Raw genomic sequence first — 15267 nt, 5'->3', positions numbered from 1 at the left:
CGCGGTTTGCGCGTGGATGAGTAATCAACCTTCACAATGCTAGGCCCATTACCAGAAACATCAGTTGCTCAAGATGCCTGCTGGTCGCACAAGACGGATGCCGTCGCGAATATTACGTCCGATCAAATAGATATTGATTGCCCCAGCCAAAAGCTCGATCCCTTGGATAATGGTAAAAACAGCGTCAAAACGCCCGTGCTGGGCCATCAAGGCAAGCGATATGGCACAGGGCATCAAAAACAACACGCCATTGGCCGCGATGATTTTCATGCGACGCAGCTTTACGCCGAGCAAGCCTGCCTTCTTACCGCCCGATAACCGAAAGCCCGATGCCCCCGTTGTTATCAGACACGGGATTAGAACCAACAGACCATAGGCAACAGCCGTTTTGACCATGACAATCTCTGCGATATTTCCACGTAATTCGACGATGACGGTCGAAATCCAGAAAGTAGCGATCAACAACAGGGCCATGACACCGGCAATCCGGTGCAGGATGGATAAAGGACGACGGGTATGTGTGGACATCGGAATCTCTCTTTGATGATCAATGATTGCGATGTGGCGCCACACGTATTTAAATAGCATACTATATATTACATAGCAAGCTATGCATTTACCTGAAGAACTGGAAAGCCAATGCCCCTTACACGTCATAAATCTGCTGGCTATATGACCAACTGGGCGGCCCGCCTGTTCGCCCGAGTGATTGACCGCAAACTTAAACCTCTGGCCCTTGGCAGCGGTTACTTGCCGGTGTTTTTTGCCTTGTCTGATGGCGGGTCGCGGACCCAAAAGGAACTTGCCCTTGGCGCTGACATTGAACAGCCGACAATGGCCGCAACCCTGAACCGCATGGACCGCGATGGCTTGATTATCCGCGAAAAGGATCAAAACGACAGACGGATCACGCACATTCGTCTTAGCGATTCGGCACTTGCACACGCCGCCCAGATCAAAACCATCGTTGATCAGGTCAACGAAACTGCATTGTCGGGTTTAAACAGTCAGGAGCGCCAAGTATTCCTGGAGGCACTTACCAAAGTGACGGCAGCCCTGTCACAGGCAGACGATCCGTCCAAATAAAAGCAAGGACAAGGTCTGATCGCTGATCAGTAATCGACCTTTACAAAGTAAAGCCCATCGGCCGGTGATGTTGGTCCACCTGCCGCGCGATTGCGCGCTTCCAGCGCCTTTTTCACGCGAATCGGCTTCCAGTTTCCTTTGCCGACCAAAACCAGTGTGCCGACCATATTACGCACCTGATGATGCAGGAAAGACCGGCTTTCGGTGTGAATGCGGATTTCAAGCGGGTTTTCGATGCTGCGCGTGACTTCCAGTTTTTCCAACGTCTTGATCGGGCTGTTGGCCTGACATTCGCTGGCACGGAAACTGGTGAAATCAAATGTCCCAATCAAATGCTGGGCCGCTTCGTTCATCGCATCAATATCAAGGGGTTTATACACCCCCCACGCAAGGCCGGACTCAAATGTCAGCGGCGCACGGCGATTGATGATCCGATACATGTAGTAGCGTTTTTTGGATGAAAACCGCGCATGGAAGTCTTCTGAGACTTCCTCACACTGCTTTACCGCCACAGGGGCCGGTTTCAGGTAGTGGTTGATCGCATTCATCACTGCTTCGGCCGGGTAATATTTCGCCAAATCAAAATGAACAACCTGACCCAGAGCATGCACCCCGGCATCAGTCCGGCCCGAGACATAGACACGCACAAATTCACCGACGAATTTTTCGATTGCGGCCTCAAAGACCTGCTGAACCGAAATCACTTCGTCCTGATACTGCCACCCGTGATAGGGGCGACCATCATATTCCACGGTGCATTTATAGCGTTGCATGGGCTCTCAAAATTCAGTGTGGCGCATACCCGTCGCCGGGCACGGCATAGCGTGACGCGATGTGGTCTCGTTATATCCCGATATCGGGCCTAACAAAAGAAAACGAGGGGCTTTGACACCCCTCGTTCCCGTCTTCACACACAACAGGTGTGATTATTTCAAGTCGTCGTTGCCGTAGCCAAGACGCAGGCGCAGCGCGTTCAGCTTAATGAAGCCTTCTGCGTCGTGCTGGTCGTAAACGGTGTCGGCCTCGAACGTGACGTGTTCTTCGGAATAGATCGAATTTGGTGATTTACGTCCGGTCACGGTCACGTTGCCTTTATAAAGGTCAAGGCGCACGGTGCCGTTGACTGAACGCTGGGTGTCATCGATCAGGCGCTGCAGGGCCTGACGTTCTGGCGACCACCAGTAACCGTTATAGATCATCTCGGCGTAACGCGGCATCAACTCGTCTTTGAGGTGCCCTGCATTACGGTCCAACGTGATGCTTTCCATCGCACGGTGTGCGGTCAGCATGATCGTGCCGCCCGGAGTTTCGTAAACACCGCGGGACTTCATGCCAACGTAACGGTTTTCAACCAGATCAAGACGACCAATACCGTTCTTGCCGGCCAGTTCGTTGAGCTTGGTCAGCAAGGTTGCCGGGCTCATGCGTTCGCCGTTGATGGCAACCGGATCACCTTTTTCGAATTCAATTTCGATGGTGGTGATGGCATCAGGTGCATTTTGCGGCGATACCGTGCGCACGAACATATTTTCGTTCGGCTTGGTCCACGGATCTTCAAGGGCCTTGCCTTCGTACGAAATGTGCAGAAGGTTGGCATCGGTCGAATAGGGCGGCTCATCGCCACCAGCTTTGTCGGCCGAAATCGGAATCTGATGCTTTTGGGCGAAGTCCAAAAGGGCCGTACGGGAATTCAAATCCCACTCACGCCAAGGTGCAATCACCTTAACGTCAGGTTTCAGGCCATAATAACCAAGTTCGAAACGAACCTGGTCGTTGCCCTTGCCGGTTGCGCCGTGCGACACGGCATCGGCACCAACTTCTTTGGCGATCTCGATCTGACGCTTGGCAATCAAGGGGCGCGCAATCGACGTCCCCAGCAGGTAAACACCTTCATACAGGGCATTTGCGCGGAACATCGGGAAGACGTAATCGCGGACAAATTCTTCGCGCAGATCTTCGATGAAGATTTGCTTCACGCCAAACATCTCTGCCTTTTTGCGGGCTGGCTCAAGCTCTTCGCCCTGGCCGAGATCGGCGGTGAAAGTCACGACTTCGCAGTTATATTGTTCGCGCAGCCATTTCAGGATGATGGAGGTATCAAGCCCGCCTGAATAGGCAAGCACCACCTTTTTGACCTGATCGCTCATTGCAGTGACGCCTTTCTTTTTTAATACAATTCAGGGAATGGAACAGATTTGTCCGCTTCCCTGTCATAGACGCAATCTGTTGATTACGTCGGGCCCCGAAAGCCTTAATGGCGCTCCGACGGCTCTTTATGCAAAATCTGCGACATCTTGCATAAAGAGCCCTAGACCTTGAGCGCGGAGTATAGGAAAACACTAGTAAGGGGCAAGGCCGAAGATTGGGCTTGGTGCTAAAAAGGCACAAAAACCCGTAAAATCTCGTAGCACTTTTGGAAAAAATCGCTCCGAATGCTCAAAACGACCGAAGAAACCGAAATCGACCTGCCGAAAATTGGCCCGCTGCCGGTCCGACTGCGCCCCAGTGCGCGGGCAACGCGACTCAAGCTGCGCATTGATCCGGCGTTTGACGGGGTCGAAATCGTCGTACCCAATGGGGTGTCGCGCAAAACAGCGCTTTCGATGCTCAATCAACATGGCGATTGGGTCGCGGCCCATATCCAACGTTTGCCCGAACGGGTTCAATTCGTACCGGGTGCGTGGATTCCGTTTCTGGGCGAAGATTACGCCATTCGCGCCGTGCCCGATGCCAAACGCGGCGTCTGGGCCGAGGCGGGGGTTATTTGGGTATCGGGACTGCCAGAACATACCAACCGGCGCGTAACAGATTTCCTGAAAAAACAGGCCAAACTTGAAATCGCCCCGCGCGCGCAAGAATATGCTGATCAAATTGGCAAGAAAATCAACCGCATATCCCTTAAAGACACCCGCACACGTTGGGGCAGTTGTTCGTCAAACGGCAACCTGTCTTTTAGCTGGCGGCTCGTTTTGGCCCCAGAAGACGTTCTTGATTACGTCGTCGCCCACGAAGTCGCCCACCTGCAAGAACTCAATCACAGTGCGCGATTCTGGGCTGTGGTTGATGATCTTTATGGCCCATCGAAAAAACAACAACACTGGCTCAAAAAGAACGGCTCTGTGCTCCATCGTTATGGGGCTGGAAGCTGATTGCGAACACTAAGTAAGTTAACTAACTCAAACGATGATCTCTAACACGCTATAGGTCCCCGATGCTGATCCCACTTGAAACACTTGCCATTTTCATCCCGACCGCCTTGGCGCTGAACATGACGCCGGGCAATGACATGCTGTTTTGCTTGGGCCAAGGCCTCAAATCCGGGCCGGGTGCGGGAAATGCCGCTAGCCTTGGCATTGCAACCGGTTCAATGATCCATACCCTTTTGGCCGGATTAGGATTGGCAGCCTTGGTCGCAGCCCATCCGATTGCGCTGGAGGTTTTGCGCTGGGCCGGGATTGCCTATCTGGTGTGGTTGGCCATTGCCGCGTTTCGTTCCGAAGGCCCAAGCATGACTGCGGCGAAAACACAGCAGTCATCAGCCTTTCACGCATGGCGCGATGGGATTGTTGTGAACCTTCTGAACCCGAAAATCATTGTATTTGTGTTGGCATTTATTCCGCAATTTGTCGACGCGTCGCGGGGATCTGTTTTGGTGCAGTTTTTGATCTTCGGCCTGATCCTCAATATCGGCGGTACGGTCATTAACTGCCTTGTTGGCAGCTTTGCCGGAAAGCTTGGAAAAGTCCTTTCACAATCGGCCCGGTTGGCACGTGCGTTTCAGGTTTTCACCGGCTGCATCTTCCTTGGCCTTGCCGCCAAGTTGGCCTTTGAGCGCCGCGTTTAACGCAGATTTACGTCGACACTTAATCGGTTTGAAAATGGATGTGATCATCGTGCCGCGCTGCGTAACAGCCTTGAAACTTCAAGTTTTGACCGCTGAGACCAAGCTCTGACAACAAGTGTGGTTCAACAAACACCTTAGTCACACCCAACCTTCGACCTTTCTGCGCAAGCCACCTAATCGCATAGGCAGTCCGCTTAGGCTCCAGAACCAAGTCGTTGTTCAACACCGAAAACCAAGCCATTTCCCAGCGCATTGAGAATCCGGCATCAACAGCCGCGCACGCATCGCGCTGGTTGTCCTTTGGCAATTCGAATGCCCAGTACCCGATAGGGGATTTTGTTTTTCCGATTTGATAACCGTCGCTGAGGTCGGCGTAATAGAATGCCAAATCAAGCTTGTTTCCATCGTCATGCGACAAATGAGGAAGAAGCGGGAAACCGTCCAAAAATGGAAAACCGGCATCCAAGGCCAAGGTCTTGGTCCCCGGAAACTTCTGATCAACGTCGTGCGCCAATTCTTCCGCGATCTGAAGAAGGTCTGAACGGACATAGTTACGATTCATCATGCAGTACATTGGCGACTGCATCATCAAATGGGAGGGCGCATTCCCAAAACACGGGATCGGATACCGCCCCACCAACGGGGCCAAGTTTGCCGCCCCGTACCAAACACCTGCGTAAACAACCAAAAAGCATACAGCCGCATTTAGCAATCGGTGACGTATCCATTGCCGGGAAACCTGGCGCAGGGGCAGACTTATTAGATACGCAATGCCGCCTATTTGCGTCGCAACGGTCAACAAAACAAAAAGCAGGACTCGTATTACAAAGGACATTTAACCGCTTTCGGTGTCGTTGAGATTAGATCACGCAACCGCTTTTGCGCAGGTTGGGCAGTTCGGCACGCAGGAAGGCCAAGAAGCTTTTTTCCACAGCACTGAGTTCACGCGATGCGGTAAACAGGGCCACGTCCCAGTCAATCACCGGGGTAAGCGTGCGCGCGACTACTTTGGTTTCATCAACCAACAACGCAGCGAACGGATCAATGACCGCAATCCCAACATTGCGCTCCACAAGGCGCGAAACGGTTCGAATGGTACGCGCTTCGACCGCAATGTTGCGCGGCCAACCCGCGATTTGGAAAATATAGTCGATCTTGGTACGAAGCGGCGATCCAATCGACAGCTCAACAAAGCGTTCACCGCGCAGCAAATCGATATCAATCGATTCAAACCCAGCCAATCGATGATCAACCGGCATCAAGCAAACCGCGCGCGATTGTGCAAGTGGGGTGACGACCATATTGGGGTCTTGCAGATCAAGGGTAATGCCGATTCCCAAATCGCATTGCCGGGTTGTGACCAATTCAAGCATGCCTTCAAGACCGGTATCGACGATACTGATCGCAACATTGGGATGGGCCAATTTGAATTTGGCGACCACATCAAGAAGATACGTGTCGACATAAATCGGCTGCGCAGCGATGCGAATAGAACCAAGCTGATCATTGGCAATCGCGCGGGCCTGGGTTTCGATTTCACGAAGAGAGTTCAGCGAACGCACCACGGTGATATGAAACTGATGGGCTTCGTTGGTCGGGATAAGTTGATTGCGTTTGCGGTTGAATAACGGAAATCCGACTGACTTTTCAAAGCTGTTAAGCAAACGACTGACCATCGGCTGGCTGATATTCATCGCCAGCGCGGCTTTCGTGACCGACCCTTGGGTCATAAAGGCATTAAAGCTTTCCAACTCTCGTAAGTTCATATAGGGCGCCCCATCTTCAGTATGTAAATTAGTTATACTCGAATTAATTTTTTGCGCCAACAGTTATGGATTAGCTATGCATGATACCCAGAAGAAGAAAAGTATCGAGCATGGCAATCCTGCCACCACCAGACAGGGAGACATGAAAATGTTTCGACAGCTCAAAAAAGCAGCCGGCATTGCCGCTGCCATCCTTGCGACGACAACCATGATTTCGACCGCACAGGCCGACGACTATCCTGAAAAAGCAATTACGCTGGTCGCACCTTATGGTGCTGGCGGTGCTTCTGACCTTGCTGCACGTGCGCTGGCAGAAACCGCCCGCAACTACACCGACGGCCAGCCGGTTGTTGTTGTCAACAAAACCGGTAACGGCGGCATGAATGGTGCCCGTTTCGTTTCTGAATCCAAACCAGATGGCTACACCGTTCTGTTGTCACGTGTTGGCATGGCGCTGTATCCGGCTGTTTACACCGACAGCCCGGTTGCTTGGGATGACTACACCTTCCTTGGTATGCTTGAATCCACCCCGATGATCCTGGCCGTGAATGCAAATTCCGACATCCAGACCATCGACGACCTGATCGAAAAAATCAAAGACAGCGACGGTGCAACCACCTATGCCGCATCTGGCCCGACCGCGATTGACGGTTTCTCGGTTCAGGCGCTGCTGTCTGACGTTGGCCTTGACCCGCTGACCGCTTCGACCCTGGTCCCTTACAAAGGTGGCTCGGCTTTGGCTGCTGCCCTTCTTGGTGGTCACGTTGACTTCCTCGCAATTGCTGCTGGTTCGCTGATGCCCCACATCGAAGCAGGCAAAATGCGTCCGCTGATGGTGTATTCGCCGAAACGTATGGAAGCCCTTCCGGACGTCCCGACCGCCAAAGAACTGGGTTACACCCAGGCTGGTCAAGTTGGCGGCTGGAGCGGTCTGTATGGCCCCAAAGGTCTTTCGGATGAAGTTGTTGCAAAATGGACCGAAATCCTCGGCGATGTTGCGACTGACGAACAGTGGCTGGACCTGGCGAAAAAACGTGGCTCGATCTCGATCATCGGTGATGAAGATCCGTCAGCTTACGTCAAAAGCCAGTTCGAACTTTACAACGGCATGGCCAAAAAGTTCGGCTACATCCAGTAAGACGTTTTTCAACGTCCTGTAATTTAAGACTTTAATGCGAGACGGAACCATGAACCAAAATCGCGATTTCTACGCTGGGCTGGTCGCCACGGCATTCTTTGCCATCGTCCTGTTCATTTTGATTCCGGTCTATGTGAAGGTTCCGTCTTTCATTCCCGGATTTGCCCCACCGCCTGATATGTGGCCGCGCGTCATTGCCGTGCTTGGCCTGGTCATGGGGGTTCTGGCACTGATCCTTGCGTTTCCAAAATCACGCAAAGCCAGCGGCGAAAAGGTCACAACCCTTGGGTTCTATTTGAACCGCAACAAGGTGTTCATGACACGTTTTGCCATTTTGCTGGTTGTGTTTGCGGCCTTTGTTTACGGCCTGCCTGTGATCGGGTTCGTCCCGGCAACGGTTTTGTTGCTTGGTGTTCTGTTCCTGATGACCGGTAACTTTGACCGCCGGTTCTGGATGCTGGGTTTGACGCTTATTTTCCCGGTTCTGCTGTATTTGCTGTTTACCGAAGTCAACCACACCCCGTTCCCCGAAGGCACGCTGTTTTCCAGCAGCCTTTCTAACCTTACCACCCTGATCTGATCGAAAGTCCTACCGTTATGTGGAATGAATTGCTTTTCGCCTTCCAGTCAGTAGCGACGCTTCCGAACTTTCTGGCGATGTTTGCCGGGATTTGGGGTGGAGTAATTATTGGCGCGATTCCGGGCATGACCGGGACCATGGCTGTCACCTTGGCCTTGCCTTTTACCTTTTATCTGCCGCCGGTCACGAGCATCTTGCTCCTGGTGGCTTTGTATAAAGGCTCAACCTATGGCGGATCGATTTCCGCCATCCTGATTAAAACGCCGGGTACAGCATCGGCTGCCTGCACCGTGCTTGATGGGTATCCGCTGGCGCGCTCTGGTAAAGGCGGCAAGGCGCTTAACATGGCGCTGGTATCAAGCTGCATCGGCGATTTTGTTTCAAACATTTCGCTGTTCTTCCTTGCCATGCCTTTGGCGATGTTTGCGCTGCGCGTTGGACCGCCTGAATTCTTTATGCTGATGGCGTTCTCGCTGACGATTGTGGCAAGTATTTCTGGCCGGTCGTTGGTTTTGGGCATCATTGCCGCCTGCCTTGGGCTGTTGCTGGCAACCGTTGGCGAAGACATCTATGGATCGTACCGTTTTGCCCTGTCTGAGGACATGAAATCGGGTCTTGGCATGGTGCCGGTTCTGATTGGTCTGTTTGCCCTGCCTGAACTGATCAAAATGATCGTGTTCCGCCCGGAAGATAACAGCGAAGCCATGAAGCTTGGCGACAACCGCCTGACCTTGTCGGAATTCCGCGGTTCGTTGAAATCGATCTTCCGCGGGTCGCTGATTGGTGTGATACTTGGTGCCATTCCGGGTATTGGCCCGTCGACCGCCGCGTTCTTTTCTTATAGTGAAGCACGCCGTACATCGAAAAACGGTGATCGGTTCGGCGAAGGCGAGATCGAAGGCATTGCCGCATCGGAATCGGCCAATAACGGCGCATGTGGCGCAACCATGATCCCGCTTTTGGCCCTTGGTGTGCCGGGTGATGTGATCACGGGTGTGATGCTCGGCGCGTTTATGATCCATGGCCTGACACCGGGACCGCTTCTGTTCCAAAACAACCTTGGCGAAGTTTATTCGCTGTTTATCGGCATGCTGTTTAGTTCAGTCTTCCTGTTTATCGCAGGCAAGCTGACGGCAAGTGCCTTCACCAAGATTTCGCGTATTCCGCAAACCTTGTTGCTGCCGTGCATTTTGATCCTGTGCGTCTATGGCATCTATTCCATCGGGGCCAGCCCGTTTGACGTCACGGTTCTGTTGGTGATGGGCGTTGTTGGCTTTGCCATGATGTTGCTGAACATCCCGGCGGCACCGTTCCTGATCGCCTTTATCCTGGGTCCGATGTTTGAAGATAACATGCGCCGGTCGCTGGCGATTTCGCGCGGTGATCTTGGCGTCTTCTTCCAGTCCTGGATTTCATGGGGCTTCTTCGCGCTGACCATCCTGTTCATCATTCTGACCATTCGTCGTGAATGGACAAAATGGCGCAACAAAAGCCGTGACGCGGCGCAATCGGCATCCTGATCTGAGAAACGAGAAAGAAAAAATGAGCAAACCAAACATGTCGCGCCTCCATAATGCCATTGATATCCTTGGCAAGCTGGTCGCGTTCGACACCACAAGCAAAAACTCGAATCTCGGTCTGATCCATTTTGTCCGCGACTACCTGGCGCAATATGGCATCGAAAGCACCCTGTTTCATGATGAAACCGGCGAAAAAGCTAACCTTTTGGCGACCATCGGCCCCAAAGGCGTGCCGGGCATTGCCCTTTCGGGGCATACCGATGTGGTGCCTGCCCTTGAAAAAAGCTGGATCAGCCCGGCGTTCGAGCTGACCGAACGCGACGGAAAGCTGTTTGGCCGTGGCTCCACCGACATGAAGGGCTTTGCGGCCTGCGCGCTGGCACTTATTCCAGAACTTGCCAAACGCGATCTGACCATCCCGATCCATCTTTGCCTGTCTTATGACGAAGAAGTTGGCTGCATTGGCGTTGGATCAATGGTCGACCATTTGGCCGCCATGGATACCCCGCCGCGCATTGCCGTGATTGGCGAGCCGACCGAGATGAAAGTCATCAATGGTCAAAAAGGCAAATATTCTATGCGCGTGACCGTAACCGGCACCGCTGGCCACAGCTCGTTTGCGCCCAACCATGTGAATGCCATCGAATATGCCAGCCGCGCGATCAGCCTGATCGCCGACAAGGCCCGCACATTCGAAGAAAACGGCCCGTTTGATGATGATTTCACCGTGCCGCACAGCACCATGCTGACCACCACCATTGGCGGGGGTACGGCCACAAACGTGACACCGGATCATTGTGAATTCACCTTTGAAATCCGCCATTTGCCTGAACATGACGCCGAATCCGTGATCGCGGAAATCCAGCAGACCATTACCGAAACGCTGGATGCGGAAATGAAAGCCAAAGAACCCGAAACCGGATTTAGCTGGGAAAAGATCTTTTCCTATCCGGGCATGGGCGATTGCACTGATGCACCAGGCTTTGAGCTCGTCCGCAACGTCATTGGCGAAGTATCGGGCAAGGTTTCTTATGGTTCCGAGGGCGGTGTCTTTGAAAAACAAGGCAACATCCCGTCAATCATTTGCGGCCCGGGCAGCATCAAGCAGGCCCACAAACCCAACGAATTTATCGAGATTTCGCAAATCGAGGAATGCATCGAATTCCTTGAAGCGCTCACGGATCAGGCCGTCGCGGCCTGATATCCTCACCATGGCGCTGTCTATACACGGCGCCAATCGGTGCGCAGCATCAGGGTGATCCACCCTCATCCCTGACTTAATGCGCGCCCCGACAGGTGAGACCCCCTTGGCTGCATCGCCCCCCAACTTGGTGCAGCCAAAGCAAACCAAACTTAGACCGGTTCGTGAACACGATGCCGGTCTTTTTTTGTCCGCCTTTGGACCAATTACATCCTGATCCTAGCGTGCAAATTGCTCCTTGAGCTTCAACACCTTCTCCTGCCAGTCATCCCCCCTCAATTCATCTATATCTTTTGCAAATATTGGATTTGCCCCGTACAGACAAAATGCAAATACGTTTTGCGCAAAATGCTCACTAAACAAAACATCAAAATCAAAACCTGGATCAAACGTTAGCCAACTTAAATTTGCTCCTAACTTTTCAAGTTCCTTGAAAATCGAAAAAGCAAAAGATTCCCAAGAATCCGGGAGCTCGTGAAGTTCAATGTCAAAGACGTAACAGTCATATTTTTGCGAACCATTGGGTGGCTCAAGATAAAACGGCTGTGATGATTTCTTCAGGTGATATTTAGCCAGTTCCAATGGCGCCAAAGGCGGTCTCTCTCGGGAGAACATACCGTAAAATGGAATTTGATAAGAACCCTCGTATGCAAAAAAGGCATCCTCTAAACTTTTTTGCATAATTGCATTCCTCATCTAGTTTCTCGTTAGAAAATTGGCCTATGTAAAACACATCGGGAATTTTTTTTCTCAACAGAATCATGAAGAAAGCGCTTCACAAACAGCAATCAACTTTTTCAGTCTACCGAAAAATTATGGCCTGTTCAGAGTTTAATAAAAGGAAACATTTCGCAGAATCTTTTCTCAATGTGTGGGTTCTGTTGAAGAGCATTAAGCGCTTCATCGAGTTCAATATGAACGTCATAACCCAAGGGACCATCATAGAACCCACGTTTATAAGCTATTCCTGTAAGCGCATCGCTTTCGATCTCACTCAAATCGCTTGAAGTAAAAAAACCGATTGGCCCATTGGCTCCACGAAACATTTCCCTCAAATCCTTTGCGTCCAAAAGATCAAAGAAGTATGTGGGAATGTCATCGTAGTGCTCAATCACGTGATACAGCCACTCACGAAGCTCGTCTTGGCTAATTGCACCCGACATGAGGCACAGTTTAACAAACGCAATATCTGCGCTATCATTTTTCGTCAGTCGTAGTCTACTGTCCATTATTACCCTCTAGACATTGCTTCACCGCTAATGTGTCCAGTCCGTTTATGAACACTCTCCTTGACCAATTGCATTCTGCTTTGATCTTGTTGACGGTGCCATGGGTCGCTAGAAATAAATCTGTTTCCTTTTTTCCCTTTTTTCTAAGAGCTTTTTGCTGGACACATCGAGCGGAAACAAAAGGTCATGTGAATGACGTTTAATGAACTTAAGAAGTTTATTTCTGAAAATAGTGGAGACAGCATTGAGTTTGGCTCAAAAGAGCACGCTCCTTCCGCCGAATGGATATTGAAGGCGGAAGAGGCCCTTGGCTGGGATTTTCCTTTTAGCTACAGGTGGTTCTTGGAAAATTATGGAGGCGGCGAGATACATGGGGATGAAATATGTTCCATCTACCAGCGGCCGTTTGAAGAGGTGGTCGGAGGAGATGTGGTTGCGCGCACCCTTCTTGATCGACAAAGCGGTTTTATCCGCTCTTCTGACATTTCGATTTGCACAACGGCTTTCGGTGAGTTCTTTGTGTTGGATACGCTCGTCCCGACAACGAGTGGTGAATGTGCCGTGGTGAGAATTACAGGGCAGAACCGTGAAGCCTATGCTGCAAGCTTTGCAGAATTCATTGTAAAATTTGTCGGTGATATTGCTGTTTGATCAAGATCAGGAAAACGGGACTATCATATTTGCGGTATCTTCTTTTAGGCTAACCAGAGCGCAGGTCTGGATTCCTTGAAATCATTACGAATTCCCGCCGTCGCAGGAATGACGGATGGGGTGGAGATTGATCGGGCAAACGGGTTGAACGAAAACAGGCGGCCCGAAGGCCGCCTGTGAGTCGATATCCGCGATAAAGGTGCAAAAACTGTGCACCCAATTATTGCTTTTCATTGCCCGAGCTATAACCCTTCGTGAAGTCGCGCCAACTTTCATCTTCGCCGATTTTTTTGGACCGCGCCAATGCGGCCTTGCCAAGCGACCTCACGGGCAGGTTTTGATGGGCATGGAGCATGAAATCGTGCCACAGCTTGGCCGGTAGGCCACCACCGGTGACGTGATCCATCGGACTGCCATTATCATTCCCCATCCAGACACCGGCAACCAGATCGGCGGTATAGCCAATAAACCATGCATCCCGGTAATCAGACGTCGTCCCGGTTTTACCCGCCGCCGGGCGGTCAATAATGGCGTTGCGCCCTGTGCCCTTGGCAATAACCGAAGCCAGCATATTGTTCATTTCCCCCGCATGGAGCGGGTTCATCAAGCGTGCGGGGAAATCGTCGCTGCGCTCATAAAGCACATCACCACCCCGTCCGGTGATTCTGCTGACCGCGTGGGGGAAGACGGCAAAGCCGCCATTGGCGACAATCGCATAGGCACCCGTCATTTCAAGCATGGAGACCTCGCTCGTGCCAAGGGCAAGGCTTGGTTCCCGGTTTAGCTGCGATGACACGCCCATATCATGGGCCTTTTGAATGACCTTATCGAGGCCGACCTCCATCGCAAGCTGCACAGCGATCGAGTTGTTGGAAGTTGCCACCGCATCACGGATCGACATGGTGCCATGATGTTTGCGGTCAAAGTTGCGGGGTTCCCAGCCATTGATCGAAATCGGGACATCGCGCATCCAATCATTTGACCCAAGCCCCTTATCCAAGGCGGCCAAATAGGTGAACAGCTTAAACACCGATCCGGGTTGACGACGGGCCTGTGTCACACGGTTATACTGACTTTCGTAATAATCACGCCCCCCCACAAGGGCCCGCACCGCCCCATCGGGGGTCATGGCCAAAAGCGCTGCTTGGCCCACGCGTTTTTCGGCAGCAGTCGGACTTTCAAGGGCGCGTTCAAGGTTGCTTTCGGCGACTTCCTGCAGACGGGAATCAAGGGTCGTATAGACAAGCAAATCCTGATCGACATAGCCGACATAATCGCGCACGCGATCCAGCACCCAGTCCGAGAAATAGCGCACCCCTGGCCCTGAACTGGCACGGCGTGCCGTGCGCACACGGGTTTGTTTCGCACGTTCCGCCCGGGCCTTGTTTAAGACGCCGTTTGCGACCATCGCATTCAGCACGATGTTGGCGCGTTCGGCGGATCTTTTCGGATCGACCATCGGGTTATAGCGACTGGGTGCCTTTGGCAGACCGGCCAGAACGGCGGCCTCATACAGGTTCAAGCGGCGCGGATCGGTACCGAAATAATGGCGCGCGGCCGAATCAATCCCATACAGGCCCTGCCCGAAGTAAATTCGGTTAAGATAAAGCGACAGGATTTGTTGTTTATCGAACTTAAATTCCAGCCAGACCGCCAGAAGGACTTCTTCGATTTTGCGGCCAAAATTACGTTCTGGGGACAAAAACAGGTTTTTGGCAAGCTGCTGGGTGATGGTGCTACCACCCTCGGCGATACGGCCAGCCGTCAGGTTGGTCCATGCCGCGCGGGCGATGCCCAAAAGATCAATGCCAAAATGGTCGTAGAACCGGCGATCTTCGATGGAAACGAAAGCTTCGCCAACGTAATCGGGAAGATCACGCACCTCGACCGGGTTGCCATATCGGTTGCCATAGGTCGCAAGTGTTGCGCCATCGATGCTCATGACCCGGATAGAGGGTTTGCGTTCACTGGCGATGTTGAAACTGACTTTATCGGGCAGCCCATATCCGAAATAAGCCACCACACCGCCGCCCAGCACCATGACCCAAATGGCGCACAAAACGGCAAAACGAATAAGGGCGTCTGGCCCCGGGATCAGTCCGCCCATCCGCGAAAACAAACCGCCTTTGCGTTTGCGGCTGCTGCTTGTGCGTTTTTTCCCCTTGGATCGTTTGGCAGTTGATCCTTTACGAACGCTTGTTCGTCTTTTGAATGGTCTTTGGGCCACAAATGCACCTTTTACTCAGATACGG

Annotated in this window: 17 protein-coding genes; 8 read left to right on the top strand and 9 right to left on the bottom strand. The window is 52.2% G+C overall.

Translation table 11 applies throughout. From position 1 onward, the window contains the following. Nucleotides 1-60: 60 nt before the first annotated feature. On the bottom strand, nucleotides 61-528 hold the full coding sequence (locus tag HCZ99_RS05110; RefSeq protein WP_167445813.1) for a hypothetical protein: 468 nt from the start codon (nucleotides 526-528) through the stop codon (nucleotides 61-63). A gap of 111 nt (nucleotides 529-639) precedes the next feature. On the opposite strand from HCZ99_RS05110, the gene HCZ99_RS05105 reads away from it, so the two are divergent. Further along, nucleotides 640-1086 (top strand): MarR family winged helix-turn-helix transcriptional regulator, encoded by a 447-nt coding sequence (locus tag HCZ99_RS05105; protein ID WP_167445812.1) that lies wholly within the window; start codon nucleotides 640-642, stop codon nucleotides 1084-1086. 26 nt (nucleotides 1087-1112) lie between these two features. Here the strand turns inward: HCZ99_RS05105 and truA are convergent, their stop codons facing one another. Both truA and HCZ99_RS05095 read right to left on the bottom strand, forming a co-directional pair. After that, a complete protein-coding gene (gene truA / locus HCZ99_RS05100; RefSeq protein WP_167445811.1) occupies nucleotides 1113-1859 on the bottom strand; it encodes a tRNA pseudouridine(38-40) synthase TruA in 747 nt (248 codons plus the stop codon). A 153-nt stretch (nucleotides 1860-2012) separates the two neighbouring features. Then, a complete protein-coding gene (locus HCZ99_RS05095) occupies nucleotides 2013-3233 on the bottom strand; it encodes an argininosuccinate synthase (RefSeq protein WP_167445810.1) in 1221 nt (406 codons plus the stop codon). A 285-nt stretch (nucleotides 3234-3518) separates the two neighbouring features. Between HCZ99_RS05095 and HCZ99_RS05090 the strand changes: the two genes are divergently transcribed. Both HCZ99_RS05090 and HCZ99_RS05085 read left to right on the top strand, forming a co-directional pair. After that, nucleotides 3519-4235, top strand: coding sequence for a M48 family metallopeptidase (locus HCZ99_RS05090; RefSeq protein WP_167445809.1), 717 nt, complete (start codon nucleotides 3519-3521; stop codon nucleotides 4233-4235). A gap of 62 nt (nucleotides 4236-4297) precedes the next feature. After that, complete coding sequence (locus HCZ99_RS05085; RefSeq protein WP_167445808.1) at nucleotides 4298-4930, top strand: LysE family translocator; 633 nt, start codon at nucleotides 4298-4300, stop codon at nucleotides 4928-4930. 19 nt (nucleotides 4931-4949) lie between these two features. Here HCZ99_RS05085 and HCZ99_RS05080 read toward each other — a convergent pair whose 3' ends face one another. Both HCZ99_RS05080 and HCZ99_RS05075 read right to left on the bottom strand, forming a co-directional pair. Then, nucleotides 4950-5765, bottom strand: a complete 816-nt coding sequence (locus HCZ99_RS05080) for a hypothetical protein (protein WP_167445806.1) — start codon at nucleotides 5763-5765, stop codon at nucleotides 4950-4952. A gap of 25 nt (nucleotides 5766-5790) precedes the next feature. Further along, the gene (locus tag HCZ99_RS05075; RefSeq protein ID WP_167445804.1) at nucleotides 5791-6696 is read right to left on the bottom strand and encodes a LysR family transcriptional regulator; all 906 of its coding nucleotides are present in this window, start codon (nucleotides 6694-6696) and stop codon (nucleotides 5791-5793) included. 148 nt (nucleotides 6697-6844) lie between these two features. Here HCZ99_RS05075 and HCZ99_RS05070 point away from each other — a divergent pair, with 148 nt between their 5' ends. The 4 genes from HCZ99_RS05070 to argE are packed head-to-tail and all read left to right on the top strand — an operon-like array spanning nucleotide 6845 to nucleotide 11135. After that, nucleotides 6845-7834, top strand: coding sequence for a Bug family tripartite tricarboxylate transporter substrate binding protein (locus HCZ99_RS05070; RefSeq protein ID WP_167445802.1), 990 nt, complete (start codon nucleotides 6845-6847; stop codon nucleotides 7832-7834). 49 nt (nucleotides 7835-7883) lie between these two features. Continuing rightward, a complete protein-coding gene (locus tag HCZ99_RS05065) occupies nucleotides 7884-8414 on the top strand; it encodes a tripartite tricarboxylate transporter TctB family protein (protein WP_167445800.1) in 531 nt (176 codons plus the stop codon). Between the two features lie 17 nt (nucleotides 8415-8431). Continuing rightward, on the top strand, nucleotides 8432-9934 hold the full coding sequence (locus HCZ99_RS05060) for a tripartite tricarboxylate transporter permease (RefSeq protein WP_167445799.1): 1503 nt from the start codon (nucleotides 8432-8434) through the stop codon (nucleotides 9932-9934). 22 nt (nucleotides 9935-9956) lie between these two features. Beyond that, a complete protein-coding gene (gene argE, locus HCZ99_RS05055; RefSeq protein WP_167445797.1) occupies nucleotides 9957-11135 on the top strand; it encodes an acetylornithine deacetylase in 1179 nt (392 codons plus the stop codon). Between the two features lie 219 nt (nucleotides 11136-11354). Here argE and HCZ99_RS05050 read toward each other — a convergent pair whose 3' ends face one another. From HCZ99_RS05050 to HCZ99_RS20870, 3 genes are all read right to left on the bottom strand, one after another. Further along, nucleotides 11355-11816, bottom strand: a complete 462-nt coding sequence (locus HCZ99_RS05050) for a hypothetical protein (RefSeq protein ID WP_167445795.1) — start codon at nucleotides 11814-11816, stop codon at nucleotides 11355-11357. Nucleotides 11817-11959: 143 nt separating this feature from the next. Then, nucleotides 11960-12364, bottom strand: a complete 405-nt coding sequence (locus HCZ99_RS05045) for a hypothetical protein (RefSeq protein WP_167445794.1) — start codon at nucleotides 12362-12364, stop codon at nucleotides 11960-11962. A gap of 2 nt (nucleotides 12365-12366) precedes the next feature. Further along, the gene (locus HCZ99_RS20870; protein WP_368484236.1) at nucleotides 12367-12480 is read right to left on the bottom strand and encodes an HNH endonuclease; all 114 of its coding nucleotides are present in this window, start codon (nucleotides 12478-12480) and stop codon (nucleotides 12367-12369) included. A 76-nt stretch (nucleotides 12481-12556) separates the two neighbouring features. On the opposite strand from HCZ99_RS20870, the gene HCZ99_RS05035 reads away from it, so the two are divergent. Continuing rightward, nucleotides 12557-13015, top strand: a complete 459-nt coding sequence (locus HCZ99_RS05035; protein ID WP_167445792.1) for an SMI1/KNR4 family protein — start codon at nucleotides 12557-12559, stop codon at nucleotides 13013-13015. A gap of 220 nt (nucleotides 13016-13235) precedes the next feature. Here the strand turns inward: HCZ99_RS05035 and HCZ99_RS05030 are convergent, their stop codons facing one another. Beyond that, the gene (locus HCZ99_RS05030; protein ID WP_254869430.1) at nucleotides 13236-15122 is read right to left on the bottom strand and encodes a transglycosylase domain-containing protein; all 1887 of its coding nucleotides are present in this window, start codon (nucleotides 15120-15122) and stop codon (nucleotides 13236-13238) included. Nucleotides 15123-15267: the final 145 nt, after the last annotated feature.

The organism is Thalassospira lucentensis, from assembly GCF_011806425.1.
Taxonomy (GTDB): Bacteria; Pseudomonadota; Alphaproteobacteria; order Rhodospirillales; family Thalassospiraceae; genus Thalassospira; species Thalassospira lucentensis_B.
This window is presented reverse-complemented; position numbering and strand designations above follow the sequence as displayed.